15 protein-coding genes are annotated in these 19081 nt (G+C 71.8%); 13 read left to right on the plus strand and 2 right to left on the minus strand.

Annotation, left to right across the window (positions count from 1 at the left end):
* Nucleotides 1-48: 48 nt before the first annotated feature.
* The 8 genes from VGK78_RS17950 (at nt 49) to VGK78_RS17985 (ending at nt 10397) form a co-directional block, all read left to right on the plus strand.
* The gene (locus VGK78_RS17950; protein ID WP_331529097.1) at nt 49-1314 is read left to right on the plus strand and encodes an MFS transporter; all 1266 of its coding nucleotides are present in this window, start codon (nt 49-51) and stop codon (nt 1312-1314) included.
* Between the two features lie 163 nt (nt 1315-1477).
* A complete protein-coding gene (locus tag VGK78_RS17955; RefSeq protein WP_331529098.1) occupies nt 1478-2674 on the plus strand; it encodes a hypothetical protein in 1197 nt (398 codons plus the stop codon).
* 107 nt (nt 2675-2781) lie between these two features.
* On the plus strand, nt 2782-3672 hold the full coding sequence (locus VGK78_RS17960; protein WP_331529200.1) for a DUF6576 domain-containing protein: 891 nt from the start codon (nt 2782-2784) through the stop codon (nt 3670-3672).
* Between the two features lie 277 nt (nt 3673-3949).
* The gene (gene smc, locus VGK78_RS17965) at nt 3950-7522 is read left to right on the plus strand and encodes a chromosome segregation protein SMC (RefSeq protein ID WP_331529099.1); all 3573 of its coding nucleotides are present in this window, start codon (nt 3950-3952) and stop codon (nt 7520-7522) included.
* A 27-nt stretch (nt 7523-7549) separates the two neighbouring features.
* Nucleotides 7550-8014 (plus strand): acyl-CoA thioesterase, encoded by a 465-nt coding sequence (locus VGK78_RS17970; protein ID WP_331529100.1) that lies wholly within the window; start codon nt 7550-7552, stop codon nt 8012-8014.
* 152 nt (nt 8015-8166) lie between these two features.
* Nucleotides 8167-8445 carry a hypothetical protein gene (locus VGK78_RS17975; protein WP_331529101.1) on the plus strand — a complete coding sequence of 93 codons (279 nt, stop codon included), beginning with the start codon at nt 8167-8169 and terminating at the stop codon, nt 8443-8445.
* 42 nt (nt 8446-8487) lie between these two features.
* Nucleotides 8488-9600: a signal recognition particle-docking protein FtsY gene (ftsY, locus tag VGK78_RS17980; protein WP_331529102.1), complete on the plus strand. Its 1113-nt coding sequence runs from the start codon at nt 8488-8490 to the stop codon at nt 9598-9600.
* The gene (locus VGK78_RS17985; RefSeq protein WP_331529103.1) at nt 9597-10397 is read left to right on the plus strand and encodes a hypothetical protein; all 801 of its coding nucleotides are present in this window, start codon (nt 9597-9599) and stop codon (nt 10395-10397) included. The genes ftsY and VGK78_RS17985 overlap by 4 nt, the downstream gene beginning before the upstream one ends.
* Nucleotides 10398-10526: 129 nt before the next feature.
* Here VGK78_RS17985 and VGK78_RS17990 read toward each other — a convergent pair whose 3' ends face one another.
* Complete coding sequence (locus VGK78_RS17990; RefSeq protein WP_331529104.1) at nt 10527-11471, minus strand: type IV toxin-antitoxin system AbiEi family antitoxin domain-containing protein; 945 nt, start codon at nt 11469-11471, stop codon at nt 10527-10529.
* 357 nt (nt 11472-11828) lie between these two features.
* Between VGK78_RS17990 and VGK78_RS17995 the strand changes: the two genes are divergently transcribed.
* From VGK78_RS17995 to VGK78_RS18015, 5 genes are all read left to right on the plus strand, one after another.
* Nucleotides 11829-13139, plus strand: a complete 1311-nt coding sequence (locus tag VGK78_RS17995) for an ammonium transporter (protein WP_331529105.1) — start codon at nt 11829-11831, stop codon at nt 13137-13139.
* A complete protein-coding gene (locus VGK78_RS18000) occupies nt 13136-13474 on the plus strand; it encodes a P-II family nitrogen regulator (RefSeq protein WP_331529106.1) in 339 nt (112 codons plus the stop codon). The genes VGK78_RS17995 and VGK78_RS18000 overlap by 4 nt, the downstream gene beginning before the upstream one ends.
* A gap of 8 nt (nt 13475-13482) precedes the next feature.
* On the plus strand, nt 13483-15711 hold the full coding sequence (locus tag VGK78_RS18005; RefSeq protein ID WP_331529107.1) for a [protein-PII] uridylyltransferase: 2229 nt from the start codon (nt 13483-13485) through the stop codon (nt 15709-15711).
* 115 nt (nt 15712-15826) lie between these two features.
* The gene (gene ffh, locus VGK78_RS18010; protein WP_331529108.1) at nt 15827-17395 is read left to right on the plus strand and encodes a signal recognition particle protein; all 1569 of its coding nucleotides are present in this window, start codon (nt 15827-15829) and stop codon (nt 17393-17395) included.
* Nucleotides 17392-17769, plus strand: a complete 378-nt coding sequence (locus VGK78_RS18015; RefSeq protein WP_331529109.1) for an NYN domain-containing protein — start codon at nt 17392-17394, stop codon at nt 17767-17769. Before ffh ends, VGK78_RS18015 begins: the two co-directional genes overlap by 4 nt.
* A 73-nt stretch (nt 17770-17842) precedes the next feature.
* On the opposite strand, the gene VGK78_RS18020 is transcribed toward VGK78_RS18015, so the two are convergent.
* Entirely contained in the window at nt 17843-19009 is a 1167-nt protein-coding gene (locus VGK78_RS18020; RefSeq protein WP_331529110.1) for an ROK family transcriptional regulator, read from the minus strand.
* Between the last annotated feature and the right edge of the window lie 72 nt (nt 19010-19081).

Raw genomic sequence — 19081 nt, forward strand, 5'->3', positions numbered from 1 at the left:
GGAAATCGGAAGGCGCCCGACCCGCCCTCTCGGTAGTGTCTCGTCCTCGTGGCGGGGATCGTTCGGGAGATCGGCGACCGGATCGCGCCGCCCCGTCTCGGCACCGGCTTCCGCTGGCTGGTCGCCTCCTCGTGGTCGTCGAACCTCGGCGACGGGCTGGCCCTGGCCGCCGGTCCGCTGCTCGTCGCCTCGCAGACCCACCGGCCGTTCCTGGTGGCCCTGGCCGCGATGCTCCAGCGCCTGCCCTGGCTGGTCCTCGGCCTGTACGCCGGTGCCCTGGCCGACCGCCTGGACCGCCGCCGGATGGTGATGATCTGCGACGCCCTTCGCTGTGTCGTCCTCGGGGTCCTGGCGCTGGCGATCACCACCGGCGAGGTCGACATCCACGTCGTCCTGGCCGCGATGCTGCTGATCGGTGTGGCGGAGGTGTTCTCGGACAGCGCTTCTCGGACCCTGCTGCCGATGCTGGTGGCCCGGCAGGACCTCGGGATCGGCAACGCGCGACTGATGACCGGCACGATCGCGCTCAACCAGCTGGCCGGGCCGCCGCTCGGCGCCTTCCTGTTCGCGGCCGGCATGGCGCTGCCCTTCGTCACTCAGGCGGTGTGCGTCGCGCTCGGGGTCGTGCTCATCGCGCGGGTCGCCATCCCGGCAGGACCTGTCCGCGACCTCGAGGGATCCCACGTCCGGCGGGACATCCTCGACGGCATCCGCTGGCTGATGAGGCACTCCGCGGTGCGGACGCTCGCCCTGGTGATCCTCACCTTCAACGTCACCTGGGCCGCCGGGTGGGCCGTGCTGGTGCTCTACTCGACCGAGGTGCTGGGCATGGGTCCGGTGGGGTTCGGCGCCCTCACGACAGTCGCCGCGGTGGGCGGGCTGCTGTCCACGACCTGCTACGGCTGGCTCGAGCGGCGTGTCCCGCTCGCCACGCTGATGCGGGTCTGCCTGACCCTCGAGGTGCTGATGCACCTGGCGTTCGCGGTGAACCGCTCGCCGGTGATCGCCCTGGTGATCATGTTCGGCTTCGGCTGCTACGCGTTCGTGTGGGGCACGGTCAGCCAGACCGTCCGCCAGCGGGCCGTGCCGACGGCGTACCAGGGCCGGGTCGGGTCGGCGTACACCGTCGGCCTGTACGGCGGGATCGTCGTCGGTCAGGCCCTCGGCGGCGCGATCGCCGACCGGTGGGGGCTGACCGCGCCGTTCTGGTTCGCGTTCGTGGGGTCCGGCATCACCCTGGCCCTGATCTGGCGATCGCTCGCGTACGTCGCACACGCCGACCAGGCGGTCAGCGACGCCGCGCAGGCGGGCTGAGCCGTGCCGGAAACGGGCGCGGACCAGGTCGTGCAGGATCCTGCGCTGCGAAAACATGACGCACCCGGGTCATTTCCATCGTGCCCGCCCGGGTGCACCATCGCCGTGGCGGTGTGGCAGTGGGTCACGATCGGGGCCGCCGGAGCTTCAGGAGTCATCACTCGTGAGCAAGAGATTGATCGCAGCCCTTCTCGGTGCGGGCGCGCTCGCCGCCACCACCCTGACCGCGGGCGTCCAGGCGGCCGACGCGGCCTCCCCGCAGCTGACGCACCCGTCCGGCCTGCATGCGGCGCGAGCCTGTGCGCGGACGCCCGCAGCGGGACACGCCACCTGCTTCGCCAAGGGTCTGGTGAACAGCAAGGGCGTCATCCCCGCGGCCTCGGCGCCACTGTCGACGGCCCTGTCGCCCGACCAGCTGCGCAGTGCCTACAACCTCGGCAGCACCAGTGGTGCCGGCCGCACCGTCGCCATCGTCGACGCGTACGGCTACCCGAACCTCGAGCGCGACCTGACGATCTACCGGGACTACTACGGCATGCCGACGTGCACGACCGCCAACGGGTGCCTGAGGATCATCGACCAGAACGGCGGGACCAACCTGCCGCGCACCGACCTCGGCTGGTCGCAGGAGCAGGCGCTCGACGTCGACGCGGTGTCGGCCACCTGCCCCGACTGCAAGATCGTGGTCGTCCAGACCAAGACGAACTCCTTCGCCAACCTCGGCCAGGGTGTGATCACGGCCGCGAAGCAGCCGGGTGTCGTCGCGATCTCCAACAGCTACGGCGGCGGCGACCTCGACGACGCGACGTACGGCTCCTACTACGACCACCCCGGGATCGCGGTGACCGCGTCGACCGGTGACAACGGCTACCAGGGTGCGTCCTTCCCCGCGTCCTCGTCCCACGTGACCGGTGTCGGCGGCACCACGCTGAAGATGTCGGGCACCACGCGCGTCAGCGAGACCGCCTGGAGCGGCGCGGGCTCGGGCTGTTCGGCGTACAACACCGCCGTCGCGCCGTCGTCGTTCAACACCGGATGCGCCAAGCGGGCGATCTCCGACGTCTCGGCGGCCGCCGACCCGAACACGGGCGGCCTGAGCACCTACTCGCCGACCAGCAACCGCAGCTCGACGTGGTCGCAGTGGGGCGGCACCAGCGAGTCGTCGCCGATCATCGCCGCGGTCTACGCGCTCGCGGGCAGCGGCTACAGCAACGCCACGCCGTACCAGAACGCCGGCAGCCTGAACGACGTGACCAGCGGCAGCAACGGCTCCTGCCCCACGACTCAGTGGTGCAACGCCCGCGCGGGCTGGGACGGTCCGACCGGTCTCGGGACCCCGAACGGCACGGGGGCGTTCTGACCGAGGACAGGACCAGCGGAGGGGTCGCCCACCCGGGCGGCCCCTCCGTTCGTCTGCGGCGCCTGTCGGCAGGCCGCTGTGATGCCGGATAGCGTGGCCCCGTGAGCATGCGGTGGGGGATGGCGCGCCCGGGCGGCGGGTCCGAGGACGGCTGGTTCCGGCTGGGCAGCATCGAGGTCACCACGACCGTTCTGGTCATCGTGCTCTCCGTCGCCTCCGTCGTCGAGTGGGCCTTCGAGGGGAACTTCGGACCCCTGCAGTCGCACATCTCGCTCGTGCCCGACGACGTCGTGTCCGGGCAGGTGTGGCAGCTGCTCACCTGGCCGCTGGCGTACCCGTTCGGGATCGGTCTCTTCGGCATCCTGGCCATCGCGTTCTTCTGGTACTTCGGCACCGAGATCGAGTCGCTGCTCGGCAAGAAGCGGATGGCGTGGTTCCTCGGCCTGATCGCGGTCGGACTGGGGCTCCTCTGGGTCGGGTTCGTCGAGTTGACCTCGATCTCCAACGGCGTGCTGTCGGGCGCGTTCCAGCTCAACGGCCTCAACCAGCTCGAGCTGATGGTGCTGCTGGTCTTCATCGCCGAGTACCCCCAGCGCCGCTTCTTCTTCAACATCCCCGGCTGGGTGATCGGGGCGGTGATCATCGCGATCTACGTGCTGGGGTACGTCGGCAACCGGCAGTGGCTCTACCTGCTCAACTTCCTGCTCGGGCTGCTCCTGACCGCCCTGGTCGCCAAGTCGATGGGGCTGATGTCGGAGTGGCGGGGGGTGCCGCGCGTGAGCATCCATCGGAACCCGAAGCCGAAGCGGCAGCGGCGCAGCACCGGGCCGACCGTCGTGCAGGGTCCGTGGCAGCCTCCGCAGTCGCCGCCGGTCTCCCGCGACCAGGCCGCCCTCGACGCGCTGCTCGACAAGATCAGCGCCGGCGGGATGGAGTCGCTGACCGACGGTGAGCGCGAGCAGCTGATGATCCTGCGCGACCGCCTGCGTCGCCGCTGACCGGCGTACGCGGAACGGTTCATCACGCTGGGTAGGTGAGTCCGCTCCTGGCCAGGTGAGTTCCGCGTGCCCGGTTCCCGCTCGACCACCCAGCGTGATGAACCGTCCACCGCGCCCACCGACACCGGCGCCCGGATGCCCGGCAGATGTCAGGGATCGGGGGTGGCCCTGGGTAGGGTGAACCCCGCTGCACTTCCCCCGCTCGACCCGCGCGCCTGCAGACACCGATAGTCCGGACACCCGAACCAGCAGCGCTGTCGACGCCCGAGGAGCCACGTTGTACCTGAAGAGCCTGACCCTCAAGGGGTTCAAGTCCTTCGCCTCGTCGACGACGCTCCAGCTCGAGCCGGGCATCACCTGCATCGTCGGGCCCAACGGCTCCGGCAAGTCCAACGTCGTCGACGCGCTCGCCTGGGTGATGGGGGAGCAGGGAGCCAAGAGCCTGCGCGGCGGCAAGATGGAGGACGTCATCTTCGCCGGTACGGCGGGTCGGGCGCCGCTGGGTCGCGCCGAGGTGCTGCTGACGATCGACAACAGCGACGGCGCACTGCCGATCGAGTACTCCGAGGTGACGATCAGCCGCACCATGTTCCGCTCCGGCGGCTCGGAGTACGCCATCAACGGCACGCCGTGCCGGCTGCTCGACGTGCAGGAGCTGCTGAGTGACTCCGGCATCGGCCGCGAGATGCACGTGATCGTCGGTCAGGGTCAGCTCGACTCGATCCTGCACGCAACGCCCGAGGACCGGCGCGGGTTCATCGAGGAGGCTGCGGGCGTCCTCAAGCACCGCAAGCGCAAGGAGAAGGCGCTCCGCAAGCTCGACTCCACCGACGGCAACCTGACCCGGCTGAACGACCTGCTCAGCGAGATCCGCCGACAGCTCAAGCCCCTGGGCCGGCAGGCCGAGGTCGCGCGCAAGGCGGCGGTCGTGCAGGCCGACGTGCGCGACGCCCGGGCCCGGCTCCTGGCCGACGACCTGCTCACCGCCCGTACGGCGCTGGAGCAGGAGCTGGCCGACGAGACGATCCTGGTCGAGCGCCGCGAGGAGGTCGAGGCCGCCATCGCCGGTGCCCACGAGAGCGAAGGGCGCCTCGAGGAGGCCCTGCGTGAGGACCTGCCCGCCCTGGCCCGGGCCCAGGAGACCTGGTTCGGGCTGTCCGGGATGCGCGAGCGGCTCCGGGGCACGGCCTCGCTGGCCGCCGAGCGGGTCCGCAACGCCGCGGGCTCCGAGGAGGAGTCGCGCGACGTCGGCCGCGACCCCGACGAGCTCGAGACCGAGGCCGAGCAGGTGCGCGCCCAAGAGTCCGAGATCACCGCGGAGGTCGAGGCCCACCGCTCCGCGCTCGAGCAGGCGGTGACCGAACGCCGTACCTCCGAGGAGGCGGCGGCCGAGGAGGACCGCCGTGTCGCCGGACTCCAGCGGGCCGCCGCCGATCGACGCGAGGGCCTGGCCCGGCTCGCCGGTCAGGTGAACGCCGTGAAGTCCCGCGCCGCCGCGGCCGCCGAGGAGATCGGCCGCCTGGAGTCCGCCCGCGCCGCCGCGGTCTCGCGGGCCGAGCGGGCCCAGCACGACTTCACCGCCCTGGAGACCAGGATCGCGGGCCTCGACGCCGGCGAGGAGGGGCTGGACGCCGAGCACGAGACGGCGGTCGCGATGCTCGACGACGTGTCCGAGCGGCTCGCCAAGGCCCGCGAGGAGGCCGCCCAGGCCGACCGCGACCGGTCCGCCCTGCTGGCTCGCAAGGACGCCCTCGAGCTCGGCCTCAACCGCAAGGACGGCGCGGGCGCGCTGCTCGCGGCGTCCGGCTCGGTATCCGGCCTGCTGGGCTCGGTGGCCGCCGTCCTCGACGTCCAGCAGGGCTACGAGACCGCTGTCGCCGCCGCGCTCGGCTCGGCGGCCGACGCGGTCGCGGTCGCGGACGGCGACGCCGCGGTCGCCGCCCTCGACCATCTGAAGACCGCCGACCTCGGCCGCGCCGGGCTCCTGCTGGGCGGTGGGCCTACGGCCGACGGCACCCCCTGGCCCTCCCTTCCCGGCCACGCGGCGTACGCCGTCGACGTGGTGCGCTGCCCCGAGACCCTGCGCCCGTCGCTGGCGCGGCTGCTGTTCAAGACCGCGGTCGTCGCCGACCTGCCCACGGCCCGTGCCCTGGTCGCCGACCTGCCCGACGTCACCGCGGTGACCCGTGACGGCGACGTGTACGGCGCGCACTTCGTCTCCGGCGGCTCACAGAGCCAGCCGAGCCTGCTCGAGATCCAGGCGGCGTACGACGACGCCTCGGCCGCGCTGGCCGAGGCGGTCGCGGCGTCCGAGCGGCTCGGCTTCGACATCTCCCGCCTGGAGTCGGAGCGGCAGGACTCCCAGCGCCGGGTCGATGTCGCCCTGGCCAAGCTGCACGAGTCCGACGCGACCCTCGCCGCGGTCGCCGAGGAGCTCGGCCACCACGGCTCGCAGGCGCGGGCGGCCCGGGCCGAAGCCGACCGGATCGCCGACGCGATGGCGGCTGCCCAGCAGGCTCGCGAGCAGGACCTGACCGGCCTTGGCGAGCTGGAGGCCCGGCTCGCGGCGGCGCAGGAGGCCAGCGACTCCCCGGACTTAGAGCCCGACGCCGCCGAGCGCGAGCGGCTCGCCGAGGCGGCACGCGCGGCCCGGCAGACCGAGATGGAGGCCCGGCTGGCGTTGCGCACGAGCGAGGAGCGCGCTCGTGCCCTGCACGGCCGCGCCGACGCCCTGGTCCGTGCGGCGGAGGCGGAGCGCGACGCACGGGCACGCGCGATCGAGCGCCGCGAGCGGTTGATCCGTGAGGGCCGCGCGGCGCAGGCGGTCGGGATCGCGGTCCGCGTCGTGCTGGCCGCGCTCGAGGTCTCCATCCACCAGGCCGCCGAGGCGCGGGCGGCCGTCGAAGCCGCTCGCGGCGAGCGGGAGCGCGAGCTGCTCGCCGTCCGTGCCTCCCTGCGCGACCTCTCTCGCGAGCACGACGACCTGGTGAGCTCGGTCCACCGCGACGAGATGGCCCGCACCCAGCAGAGGATGCGGATCGAGCAGCTGGCCGAGCGGGCGATGGAGGAGCTCGGGCTCGACGAGGAGTCACTGGTCACCGACTACGGCCCCGAGCAGCTCATCCCACCGCCCCCTCGGACCGACCTGGAGCCGGACGGCGCCGACGGTGAGCCCGGCGAGCCCTATCCTTACGACCGCGAGGAGCAGACCAAGCGCCTCCGGGCTGCCGAGCGGGCGCTGGCGATGCTCGGCAAGGTCAACCCATTGGCTCTCGAGGAGTTCTCGGCCCTGGAGGAGCGGCACAAGTTCCTCACCGAGCAGCTCGAGGACCTCAAGGCCACGCGCAAGGACCTGCTCGACATCGTCCGCGAGGTCGACGCGCGGGTGGAGCAGGTGTTCACCGAGGCGTACGCCGATGTGTCCGCGGCGTTCGAGCAGACCTTCGCCCGGCTCTTCCCGGGGGGAGAGGGGCGGCTGGTGCTCACCGACCCCGCCGACATGCTGGCCACCGGTGTGGAGGTCGAAGCCCGGCCGCCGGGCAAGAAGATCAAGCGGCTGTCGCTGCTGTCCGGCGGCGAGCGGTCACTGGTCGCGGTGGCGTTCCTGGTGGCCCTGTTCAAGGCGCGGCCGTCGCCGTTCTACATCCTCGACGAGGTCGAGGCGGCCCTCGACGACACCAACCTCGGTCGCCTCCTCGAGATATACGAGGAGCTGCGTGCCCACAGCCAGCTGCTCGTGATCACCCACCAGAAGCGCACGATGGAGGTCGGCGACGCGCTGTACGGCGTGACCATGCGCGGCGACGGTGTGTCGACGGTGATCAGCCAGCGGCTCCGCGAGTCGGCCTGACCCCGTCGATCCTGGTTCGACCCGGCCATGTCCACCGAGCGCCCGCCTCGCCCCACCCGGGCGGACTTCGGGCACTGGACGACGGCCACGACACGCTGGGCGGACATGGACGGCTTCGGCCACATGAACAACGCCCGCTACTTCGAGCTGATCGACACCGCGATCGACGTTCATCTCCAGGAGACCGTCGGCGACGTCAACGACGACCCGGACACCATCGGGGTCTTCGCCGAGGCCTCGTGCCGGTTCTTCCGGGAGATCGGCTACCCGGCGCCGATCGAGCTCGGGGTGGCCGTCGAGCGGGTCGGCCGGTCGTCGCTCGTCTACCGGGTCGGCCTGTTCCAGGGCTCGGAGGACGCCGCCGCGGAGGGCCGGGTCGTGGTCGTGTACGTCGACAACACCGACCCGGCCCGCCCCGCCACTCCCATCCCCGAGCCGATCCGGGTCGCCGCCGAAGGCATCCGGGTCCGGGGTCCGGCCGCCGAGCGCTGACCCGGCGCTGCGCCACGCCCCAGAGCACTGACCCGGCAGAAAGCTCCCGCTCTGCGAAGTTCGTGGGGTGCGGTTCTGCCGGGCCGACTCGCGCCTCGACACACCTGAACGGGTTTTGCCGACGCCGGGCGAGGTCTGCGAAGGTAAAGGGCATGTGGTTCCTGGTGGTCGCCATGCTCGTGGTCCTGGTGTTCGCCGGGGCGGTGGTGCTCTACGTCGCCTACCCGCATCGCGGCGAGGACGTCCCGCACCTGCCATGGCTGGGGCGCCTGCTGCGCAAGGGCGTCGACAATGCGCCGACACTCGACAACACCGCAGATCCTGCCGACGACCCCACCGCTTGGGCGACGGCCGAGCCGGAGTCGTCGTCGTTGACGCTGGACCTGACCAGCCTCGACCAGGGTCGGCCGGAGGGTCGCCGGCGCGCCTGACCGCGATCGGGCGCTCGAGACGCCCAGTGATTGGATGACCGCATGACCGTGCTGTACCTCGTCATCGGCATCCTGGTCCTCGCCGCGCTGATCGTGGTCGGGCTCGTGACCACCGGTCGTCGGCGGCGCACCACGCCTCCGCCGGTCGAAACCCGGCCGCAACCTCCCGGCGTACCCGCACCGGAGGCGACCACCGCCGAGCCGGAGGCTCCGCCGGTCGTCACGCTGGAGCGTCCGGAGGGTACGGCGTCGCGGCTGGTCCGCCTGCGCCAACGGCTCGCCGGGACCCAGGGCGGGCTCGGGCGGGGCCTGTTGTCGCTGCTCTCGCGCGACCGCCTCGACGAGGACACCTGGGAGGCGATCGAGGACACCCTCCTCAGCGCCGACGTGGGCGTGGCGCCGACCCAGCAGCTGGTGGAGCATCTGCGGACGCGGCTGTGGGTGGACGGCCGGGAGGCGGGCGACCCGCGCGCCGTCCTGCGCGACGAGCTGCTCCAGCTCGTCGGCCCGGACATGGACCGACGGCTGCAGGTCTCCGGGGCGGACGGCAAGCCGGGGGTGGTCCTCGTGGTGGGCGTCAACGGTGCCGGCAAGACGACCCTCGTCGGCAAGCTGGCCCGGATCCTCGTGGCCGAGGAGCGGTCGGTGGTGCTCGGCGCCGCCGACACGTTCCGCGCGGCGGCCGTCGATCAGCTGGCCACCTGGGGCGAGCGGGTCGGCGTGGACGTGGTCCGAGGGCCCGAGGGGAGCGACCCGGCGAGCGTCGCGTTCCAGGCCGTCCAGGAAGGGATCGAACGACGGGCCGACACGGTCGTCGTCGACACCGCGGGCCGCCTGCAGAACAAGGCCGGTCTGATGGACGAGCTGGGCAAGGTCAAACGGGTGATCGAGAAGCAGGCGCCGGTGTCGGAGGTGCTGCTGGTGCTCGACGCGTCGACCGGGCAGAACGGTCTGGTGCAGGCGCGCGTCTTCTCCGAGATCGTCGACGTGACCGGGATCGCGCTGACCAAGCTCGACGGGTCGGCCAAGGGGGGCATCGTGGTCGCGGTGCAGCGGGAGCTCGGCGTACCGGTGAAGCTGGTGGGCCTCGGCGAGGGTCCCGACGACCTGGCGCCGTTCGACCCGGGCGCCTTCGTCGACGCGCTGCTCGGATGACCGAGCCGCATCGGTCCGTCCTACGCCGGCTGGCGGGGCGGGCCCGCCGCGGCGTGCGCGCGCTCCGGGCGCGCCGAAGGCGGAAGCGCTACTCGTCGATGTCACTCACCGAGCTCGCCCAGGAGTTCGGCAGCGACAAGTGGGGCGTGCACCGCTACACGCCTCACTACGAGCGCCACTTCGCGCACCTGCGCGACCGGGAGATGCTGGTCCTCGAGCTCGGCATCGGCGGCTACGCCCGCGAACGGCAGGGCGGCGCGTCGCTGAGGATGTGGAAGTGGTACTTCCCGCGGGCGCGGGTCGTCGGCGTCGACATCCAGGACAAGTCGTTCGTCGACGAGCCTCGCATCAAGGCGTTCCAGGGGTCGCAGACCAACCGGCGGCTGATGCGCCGGATCGTCAGACGCTTCGGACCACCCACGATCGTCATCGACGACGGCAGCCACCAGCCACCGCACGTGATCAAGAGCTTCTCGATCCTCTTCCCGATGCTGGAGGACGGCGGGCTCTACGTGATCGAGGACATCCAGACCAGCTACTGGCCGGCCTGGAAGGGGAGCCTCGACCCGGACGACCCGACGACGTCGATGGCGATGGTGAAGCGGTTGCTCGACGGGCTCAACCACGAGGAGTTCCTCGACGAGGCGTACGAGCCGTCGTACACCGATCTCCACGTCGTGGCCGTGCACTGCTACCACAACCTGGTCGTGATCGAGAAGGGCGACAACCGCGAGGGCAGCAACAAGCGTGAGGTGAACCGTTCGTGGTACGCCGAGCAGGCCCGGGCGCGCGGCTGAGTCGCAGGGGGCTGGCCCGGGGCGGACGGTTCATCACGCTGAGTAGGGGAGCCGTCACATGGCCAGGTGAACTCCGCTTGCCCAGTGCGCGTTCGCCTACCCAGCGTGATGAACCGCCCGCGACGCCGTTCAGCCAGCCCTTCGCCGGAGGCTGCGCTCCAGCCGCGCGATCGTGACCCGGGGTCGGTCGTAGTCCGCCCAGACCAGCCGGATCATGACACCCCCGGTGATCTCCCGGACCTCGTCCTCCCGCTGTTTCTCTGCGAACACGACCTCGCCGGGGTCCTGGCCAGGCTTCAGCAGTCGCCCGTACTTGGCTCTGCCGTCGAACTCGCCGTACGCGTCGATCTCCGGCCACCCCCAGTCACACGTCGCCCGCAGTGCCCCCTGCCCGTCGCGTACCTCGAACTGCCGTTCCGGCGCGGGAAGCCCTGCCGACCAGAACAGCCAGAAGCCCCGGGATTCGCCAGCACTCTCGGAACGACCGCTGGACAGACGGATGGGCACGTGAACGTGACGCATCCCCGGCCAGTGCCCCATCCGCGAGAACTGCTCGAAGAGATCGGTGCGTTGGCAGCGACCCAGATGCAAGGCGGAGTCGAAGGTGACCAGCGCCGCTTCGCCACTGGCCATCGAGGCATACTCCAGGGCGCATCGCGCGGGTGCGAGAACTCGCATGCCGTCCACGACCACGATCTCCGCGTCGTCGACGGAACCCCGATGGTGCACCACGTCGCCCTCGATGCGGCTCGCATCGCCGTCGAGGCGAGTGACGTGTACACGGTCGAGGGGAGTGCCCCAGACTGCGATCCCGTGTGCGACCACTCCCGAGACGTGGCTCAAGACGACGTCGTCACCGAGTGAGTGCAACACCGCGCGACACCGCACGAGATGACGCTCGATCTCGTCGAGCGTGGCCCAGTTGTCGCAGAACGCGTAGTAGCCGCGACGGAACCGATGCCACACGCCCCCTCGCACCATCGCGGTCACGCTCTTGTCGCTGTAGCCGCACTCGCGGGCCATGGCACGGGTGAAGAAGCCGTGTTCCTCGCAGATCAGACGCAATGGATCCATGCCAGCATTTGTCACCGTCTCTGGCCGACCCGCAACCGGGTACGCGTCCGCCTGTGGACAGGAGATGCCCGCCAGCTGCTGCAGGTGGCGGCCGGTTCATCACGCTGAGTGGGTGAGCCGGCACATGGCCAGGTGAACTCCGCTTGCCCAGTGCGCGTTCGCCTACCCAGCGTGATGAACCGTCCACCACCAGGGAGTTCACAGAGCCGTAACACCGGGGCCCGAACGTTGCACGACGGCAACACGGCACGCCGTACGACGAAACCTCGGGGCCGCACGCTGTGGCCATCGAGGTGAGCCGACGCGGACGAGGTCGTCCGTGGAGCGCCACCGTCCCGCCCGACTCGTGGAGGCCCCATGGACGGCTACTACGCCTGGATGATCGTGGCCACGGCCCTCGTCCTGATGATGACGACCCCGGCGCTCGCCCTGTTCTACGGCGGGATGACCAGGTCGAAGTCCGTGCTCAACATGATGATGATGTCGTACGTCGCGATGGCGGTCGTCGGCATCGTGTACGTGCTCTGGGGCTGGTCGGAGTCGTTCGGCCCGAAGAGCCTCGCCGGCGGTATGTTCGCCGACCCCTTCACCCTGTTCGGTCTGCGCGACGTCGGCTGGGGCGACTACGTCGCGGTCTGCTTCCAGCTCACCTTCGCGGTGATCACGGCGGCGCTGATCTCGGGCGCCGTCGCCGACCGGGTGAAGCTGTCGTCCTGGGTGGTGTTCCTGCCGCTCTGGGTCACCCTCTGCTACTTCCCGCTCGCGCACATGGTCTGGGGCGGCGGCTGGATCTCGACCCACCTGGCGGCCCAGGACTACGCCGGGGGCACGGTCGTCCACATCAACGCCGGCGTCGCGGGCGGCGTCCTGGCGCTGATCATCGGCCGCCGCGTCGGCTTCCGGCGCGATCCGATGAAGCCCCACAACCTGACACTCACCATGGTCGGCGCCGGGCTGCTGTGGTTCGGCTGGTACGGCTTCAACGTCGGCTCGATCGTCCTGACCGGCGACAGCCAGGCCGCGAACACCCGGCAGTTCATGACCGAGACCGGCGTTACTTTCCTGAACACCACGATCGCCACGATGGCCGCGATGCTCGCCTGGCTGGCAATGGAGCGGGTGCTGCACGGCAAGGCCACCTCGCTCGGCGCAGCCTCGGGCATCGTCGCCGGCCTCGTCGCCATCACCCCCTCGTGCGGCGCCGTGGACGTCGTCGGCGCGCTCGCCATCGGCGCGGTCGCCGGCGCGGCCTGTGCGTACGCCGTCGGCCTCAAGTTCCGTTTCAACCTGGACGACTCCCTCGACGTCGTCGGAGTGCACCTGGTCGGCGGTGTCGTCGGCACCGTGCTGATCGGCTTCCTGTCCACCTCGACCGCGCCCGGCGGCATCGACGGCCTCTTCCACGGCGGCGGACTCACCTCGCTCGGCCACCAGGCCGGAGCGGCCGGCATCTCGATCGTCTGGACCGGCGCGTTCACGACGTTGATCGGGCTCGCGATCAAGCACACGATCGGGTGGCGGATCTCCAAGGACGACGAGGTCGACGGCATCGACGCGGCCGAGCACGGGGAGTCGGCGTACGACCTCGACGGCCGGTCCGGCGGTGTCCGTCTGCCCGTCGCACCCGCCGCAACCAAGACCCGCGCCACGGAAGGAGCCCTGGCATGAAGCTCGTCACCGCGGTGGTCAAGCCGCACAAGTGGGAAGAGGTCCGCGAGGCGCTCGAGATGTTCGGCGTCACGGGCATGACCGTCACGGAGGTCAGCGGCTACGGCCGGCAGAAGGGCCACACCGAGGTCTACCGCGGCGCCGAGTACGACATCGCCCTGGTGCCGAAGATCCGGATCGAGATCGTCGTCGACGACGCTGACGCCGCCGACGTCGTCGGCATCATTGCGAAGACCGCCCAGACCGGCCGCATCGGTGACGGGAAGGTCTGGGTCACCCCGGTGGAGACCGTGGTCCGGGTCCGTACCGGCGACCGGGACTCCGCTGCCCTCTGACCGCCACGATGGACCGCCGGCAGCGCACCGCCGAGGCAGACAGGCTCTGCATGGCGGCGTACGACGGCTCCGGGGCGCCGGCGGCCGGGTGCGCGTTGGTGGCGGTGGGGGGCTACGGACGACGCGAGCTGGCGCCGTACTCCGACCTCGACGTCGTGCTCGTCCACGTGCCCGAGCTGGACGTGGGTGATGCGGCGGAGAAGATGTGGTACCCGATCTGGGACTCCGGCGCCCGGCTCGACCACTCCGTCCGCACAGTGCCGGAGATGCTCGAGCAGGCCGGCGCCGACCTCCGCGTGGCGCTCGGCGTGCTGGACCTGCGCCACCTGGCCGGCGACCCGGAGCTCACCCTGAAGCTTCGCTCCGAGGTCTTGGCCGGCTGGCGACGGACCGCACGCGCGCGGCTTCCGGAGCTCCGAGAGCTGGTGCGCAGGCGTCACGGCATCGCCGGGGAGCTCGCCCATCTCTCGGTGCCGGATCTGAAGGAGGCCGAGGGCGGGCTCCGCGACGCGACCGTGCTCTCGGCACTGGTCGCGACCTGGCTGGTCGACGTGCCGCACGTCGAACTGGAACGTTCGCGGCTCGCCCTGCTCGACGTGCGCGAAGCGTTGCACGAGGTTGCCGGACGGGCGACGGACCGGGTGGCCCCGGAGCTCTGGGAGGACCTGGCGGTGCGGCTCGGACTCGAGCACAGCGGGGCGGCTCAGCGCCACGTCCGCGAGATCGGGCGTCGGATCAGTCACGTGTCCCGGCTGACCTGGCGCCGGGTCGACGCCGTCCTCGCCCGGCCGGTGGCCGGGGCCCGACGGCCCGAGCTGGTGCCGGTCGAGCGCGGCATCGCGCTGTCCGGCCTCGAGGTGGTGCTGCCGCACGACGCCCACCCGGCCTCCGACCCGACGTTGCTGCTCCGGGCGGCGGCGGTCGCGGCCGAGCGCGACCTGGAACTCGCACCCGCGACCGCTGCGCGGCTGGCCGCGGAGGGTGCCGGCCTCCCGGACCCGTGGCCGGCGGCCGCACGCCAGGCGCTGGTCCGGCTGCTCGCGGCCGGACCCGGCCTCCTCCCCGTGTGGGAGACGCTCGAGGAGACAGGTGCCCTGGCGTCGTTCCTCCCCGAGTGGGAACGCATCCGCCTGCTGCCGCACGCCTCACCCATCCACCGCTTCACCGTCGACCGACACGTCGTCGAGACCTGCCGCGAGGCCGCGGCACTGATCCGGAGCGTCGCCCGACCCGACGTGCTGCTGGTGGCGGCCCTGTTGCACGACATCGGCAAGGGGGGCCCGGCCGAGCACAGCGTGGCCGGCGAGCCGCTGGCGCGGACCATCGCGTGCCGGATGGGCTTCGACCGAGCGGCGGTCGACCTGGTCGGGCTCCTGGTACGCCGGCACCTGGTGCTCGCCGAGACCGCCACCACGCGCGATCCCGAGGATCCGGCCACCGCGGCGTGCCTCGCCGAGCAGGTCCGCTCAGCGGAGGCGTTGTCGCTGCTGCTCGCCCTCACCGAGGCCGATGCGCGGGCAACCTCTTCGAAGGCCTGGTCCTCCTGGCGGGCGGGTCTGGTGCGCGACCTGGCCGCGCGCACCTCGGCTCTCCTGGGCGAGGCGCCGTCCGTCGAGGCGGACTCCGACCCGGTGGAGATTCCGCAGGAGGTACGCCGCGGTGGCATCGCCATCTCCGTCGCACCGGCCGACTGGGGAGCGCGCGTCACCGTGCTGGCGCCCGACCGCGTCGGCCTGCTCGCGGACACGGCGGCGCTGTTCGCCCTGCAGCGTGTGTCGATCCGGCGGGCGCGGGCCTGGGCGCAGGAGGACGTCGCAGTCTCCGTCTGGGACGTCGACGACGACCACCTCGACGAGCGGGTGCTGCGCCAGCGGTACGACGCGATCGTCTCCGGCCGGGTCGACCCGTCGGCCCGGCTCGCGCCGGGCGCCGTCGCGATCGCCCCGTCGGTCGTCGTACGTCCCGAGGCGTCGGCACGCTCCACCGTGATCGAGGTTCACGCCGCCGACCGGCCCGGCGTCGTCCACCTCGTCTGTGCGGCTCTGGCGAGCCTCGAGCTCACCGTCCGCTCCGCGCACGTCGACACCCTCGGCCCCCAGGCGGTGGACGTCTTCTACGTGCAGGAGCCCTCCGCCGGCGCCCTGGCCGACACCCGCGCCGCCGCGGCGGCCCACGCCGTACGGGCGGCCCTGAGCGGATTGTCCCTGACAGGACGGCCCTCTCCGCCGTGTTCCTGACGGGGCCGGATTGTCAGGGACTACCCCGGCGAGACGGGAAGTCGGACCGGGAGAGGGCCCCCGGTTAGGCTGGAAGCCCGCGCATCACGGACCCTTTGACTGACCGAGGACTGACTTGTTCGCCACGCTCTCCGACCGGCTCGCCGAGACCTTCAAGAACCTCCGCGGCAAGGGCCGCCTCTCCGAGGCCGACATCGACGCCACCGCGCGCGAGATCCGGATCGCCCTGCTCGAGGCGGACGTCGCGCTGCCGGTGGTCCGCGAGTTCGTGGACGCCGTCAAGGAGCGCGCGCGCGGTGAGGAGGTCAGCCAGGCGCTGAACCCCGCCCAGCAGGTCGTCAAGATCGTCAACGAGGAGCTCGTCGCGATCCTGGGCGGCGAGACCCGACGGCTGCGCTACGCCAAGAACCCGCCGACCGTGATCATGCTGGCCGGACTGCAGGGCGCCGGGAAGACCACGCTCGCCGCCAAGCTCGCCCTCTGGCTCAAGGAGCAGGGCAAGCAGCCGATGCTGGTGGCCGCCGACCTCCAGCGCCCCAACGCCGTCGGCCAGCTCCAGATCGTCGGCGAGCGCGCCGGCGTACCCGTCTTCGCACCCGAGGCCGGCAACGGCGTCGGCGACCCGGTGCGGGTCGCCCGCGACTCGATCGACGAGGCCCGGCGCAAGCTGTACGACGTGGTGGTCGTCGACACCGCCGGCCGCCTCGGCGTCGACGCCGAGATGATGCAGCAGGCCGTCGACATCCGAGACGCGGTCAGCCCCGACGAGATCCTCTTCGTCGTCGACGCCATGATCGGCCAGGACGCCGTCACCACGGCCCAGGCGTTCCTCGACGGCGTGGGGTACGACGGCGTCGTACTCACCAAGCTCGACGGCGATGCGCGTGGTGGTGCCGCCCTGTCGATCCGCAGCGTCACCGGCAAGCCGGTGATGTTCGCGTCCGCCGGTGAGAAGCTGACCGACTTCGACGTCTTCCATCCCGACCGGATGGCCTCGCGCATCCTCGACATGGGTGACGTGATGACCCTGATCGAGCAGGCCGAGAAGGCCTTCGACCAGGAGCAGGCCCTCAAGGCGGCCGAGAAGCTCACCACCGGCGGCGACTTCACCCTCGACGACTTCCTCGAGCAGATGCAGCAGGTGCGCAAGCTCGGCTCGATGTCGAAGATCATGGGGATGCTGCCCGGGATGGGCCAGTTCCGCGACCAGCTCGAGAACTTCGACGAGCGCGAGATCGACCGCATCCAGGCGATCATCCAGTCGATGACGCCGGCCGAGCGCGCCAACCCGAAGATCATCGACGGCTCGCGCCGGGCCCGTATCGCCCGAGGCTCCGGCCGGCAGGTCTCCGACGTGAACAGCCTGGTCGACCGGTTCTTCGAGGCTCGGAAGATGATGCAGTCCTTCGCCAAGGGCGGGATGCCCGGTCTTCCGGGGATGCCCGGGATGGCGTCCGGCGGGAAGCGCGGCCGCGCCAAGCAGGCCGCCAAGAACAAGCCCGGCAAGGGTCGCCGGGTCAGTGGCAACCCGGCCAAGGCCGCCGCCCAGGCCAAGGCGGCCGACGAGAAGGCCACGGCGGGCCAGGCCAACCCGTTCGGCAACCCGGACGGCGAGGAGATCGACTACGAGAAGGCCGCCGCCGCCCTCGACCTGCCGAAGGACTTCTCGAAGTACCTCAAGTGACCGTCCTGGTCGTCGACGGCGCGAACGTCGTGGGCGCTCGGGCCGACGGATGGTGGAAGGACCGAGCCGGTGCGGCGCGTCGGCTGCACGAGCAGCTGCTGACCGCCGACGTGGATGCCGACGTGACCGAGGTCGTGCTGGTGCTCGAGGGCGAGGCGAAGAAAGGTGTCCGGGCCGGCCGCGACGCCCATGTGACCGTGGTGCACGCGCCCCGGGACGGCGACAGCGAGATCGTCCGGCAGGCCCACAAGGCGGCGGACGCGGGGCACCAGGTGAGAGTGGTGACCGCGGACCGGTTGCTGGCGGCCAGGGTGGCGAAGGCCGGCCCGACGGTGGGGCCGACCTGGCTGCTCGAGCGGCTCGGCCGGGACTAACTGGCCCACAGACGACCCGGACCGCGCTCAGCGTGGGTCTTTTGTGGGCCAGTTGGGTGGCCGGCCGGGGACGTCAGGCGGGCTCGACCGCCCGGCTGATCGCCAGCGCCAGGGAGCCCATCAGCTCGGCACGGCCGCCGAACTTCCCGGACACGACCTCGCACGACGCGGCGGCCTCCGGGTGGGCGTAGCGGTCGAGGCCGTCCCGGATCGCCGCGACCAGCGTGGGCGAGGCGCCGAGCGAGCCGCCCACGACGATCTTCGCGGGGTTGAGCATGGTGCAGACACCGGCCAAGACCCGGCCGACGGTGTGTCCGGCGTCGGTGAGCACGCGGCGCACCGGGGCCTCCCCGGCGGTGTCCAGCTCCAGCAGCCGGGGCAGGTCGAGGGCGTCGGCGTACACCGGGCGCAGGAGCTCGAGCAGGTGCCGCGTCGACACCTCCGTCTCGAGGCAGCCCCGGCTCCCGCACCGGCAGACCGCTCCGCCCTCGCGTGCCAGGACGTGCCCGATCTCGCCGGCCAGCCCGGTGCTGCCCCGGTGCAGGCGCCCGCCGAGCACCAGGCCCGCGCCGACACCGCTGGCCAGCTTGACGTACAGCAGGTCGGCGACCCCGCGGCCGGCCCCGTGCTGGTGCTCGGCCATCGCGCCCAGGTTGGCGTCGTTGTCGACGACCACCGGGAGCTCGACCCTCCGGCTCAGCTCGTCGGCCGGCGCGAGCTCGTGCCAGCCCGGCAGGACGGCGTGGTCGACCCGTGCCGAACGTCTGTCGATCGGAGCGGGCACGCAGAGCCCGACCATCAGCAGCTCGGAGACCGGGATGCCGGCCTCGCCGGCCGCGCGGCGTACCAGCTCTGCGGCGACGTCGAGTGTCGCGTTGCCGTGCGGATCGGCGTCGGTCTGCGTCTCGACCTCGGCGAGGATGCTCGCGCTCCGGTCGGACACCGCGACCCGGACATGGCCGTGGCCGATGTCGACCCCGGCCACCCCGCCCGGACGGATCGCCAGCGCGACCAGCAGGGGCGGGCGCCCGCTCCCGCCCTTGTACGGCGTGCCTCGGTCCTCCGTCTCGACCACCAGGCCGCTGTCCAGCAGCTCGCTGACCAGGCTGGACACGGTCGTTCGCGACAGCCCGGACCCGCGGGCGAGGTCGGCGCGGCTCTGCGGACCGCCCGACCCGAGCAGCGCCGTGATGGCGCGGAGGTTCGACCCGCGCAGCTGGGCGAGGGAGTGTCCGGGCACCCCCGCAGCGTAGTGCGATTCCTCCCGGGAACGGACTAATGACCGCCCTGCGGCGGTCAGTAACGCATTGAC

Source organism: Nocardioides sp. (assembly GCF_036503465.1).
In the GTDB taxonomy this organism is placed as follows: domain Bacteria; phylum Actinomycetota; class Actinomycetes; order Propionibacteriales; family Nocardioidaceae; genus Nocardioides.

Bases quoted from the DNA above. Each gene is read 5' to 3' on its own strand.
- VGK78_RS17960 (WP_331529200.1), top strand. From the start codon at position 2,782: ATGCGGTGGGGGATGGCGCGCCCGGGCGGCGGGTCCGAGGACGGCTGG.
- VGK78_RS17970 (WP_331529100.1), top strand. From the start codon at position 7,550: ATGTCCACCGAGCGCCCGCCTCGCCCCACCCGGGCGGACTTCGGGCAC.
- VGK78_RS17975 (WP_331529101.1), top strand. From the start codon at position 8,167: ATGTGGTTCCTGGTGGTCGCCATGCTCGTGGTCCTGGTGTTCGCCGGG.
- ftsY (WP_331529102.1), top strand. From the start codon at position 8,488: ATGACCGTGCTGTACCTCGTCATCGGCATCCTGGTCCTCGCCGCGCTG.
- VGK78_RS17985 (WP_331529103.1), top strand. From the start codon at position 9,597: ATGACCGAGCCGCATCGGTCCGTCCTACGCCGGCTGGCGGGGCGGGCC.
- VGK78_RS17990 (WP_331529104.1), bottom strand. From the start codon at position 11,471: ATGGATCCATTGCGTCTGATCTGCGAGGAACACGGCTTCTTCACCCGT.
- VGK78_RS17995 (WP_331529105.1), top strand. From the start codon at position 11,829: ATGGACGGCTACTACGCCTGGATGATCGTGGCCACGGCCCTCGTCCTG.
- VGK78_RS18000 (WP_331529106.1), top strand. From the start codon at position 13,136: ATGAAGCTCGTCACCGCGGTGGTCAAGCCGCACAAGTGGGAAGAGGTC.
- VGK78_RS18005 (WP_331529107.1), top strand. From the start codon at position 13,483: ATGGACCGCCGGCAGCGCACCGCCGAGGCAGACAGGCTCTGCATGGCG.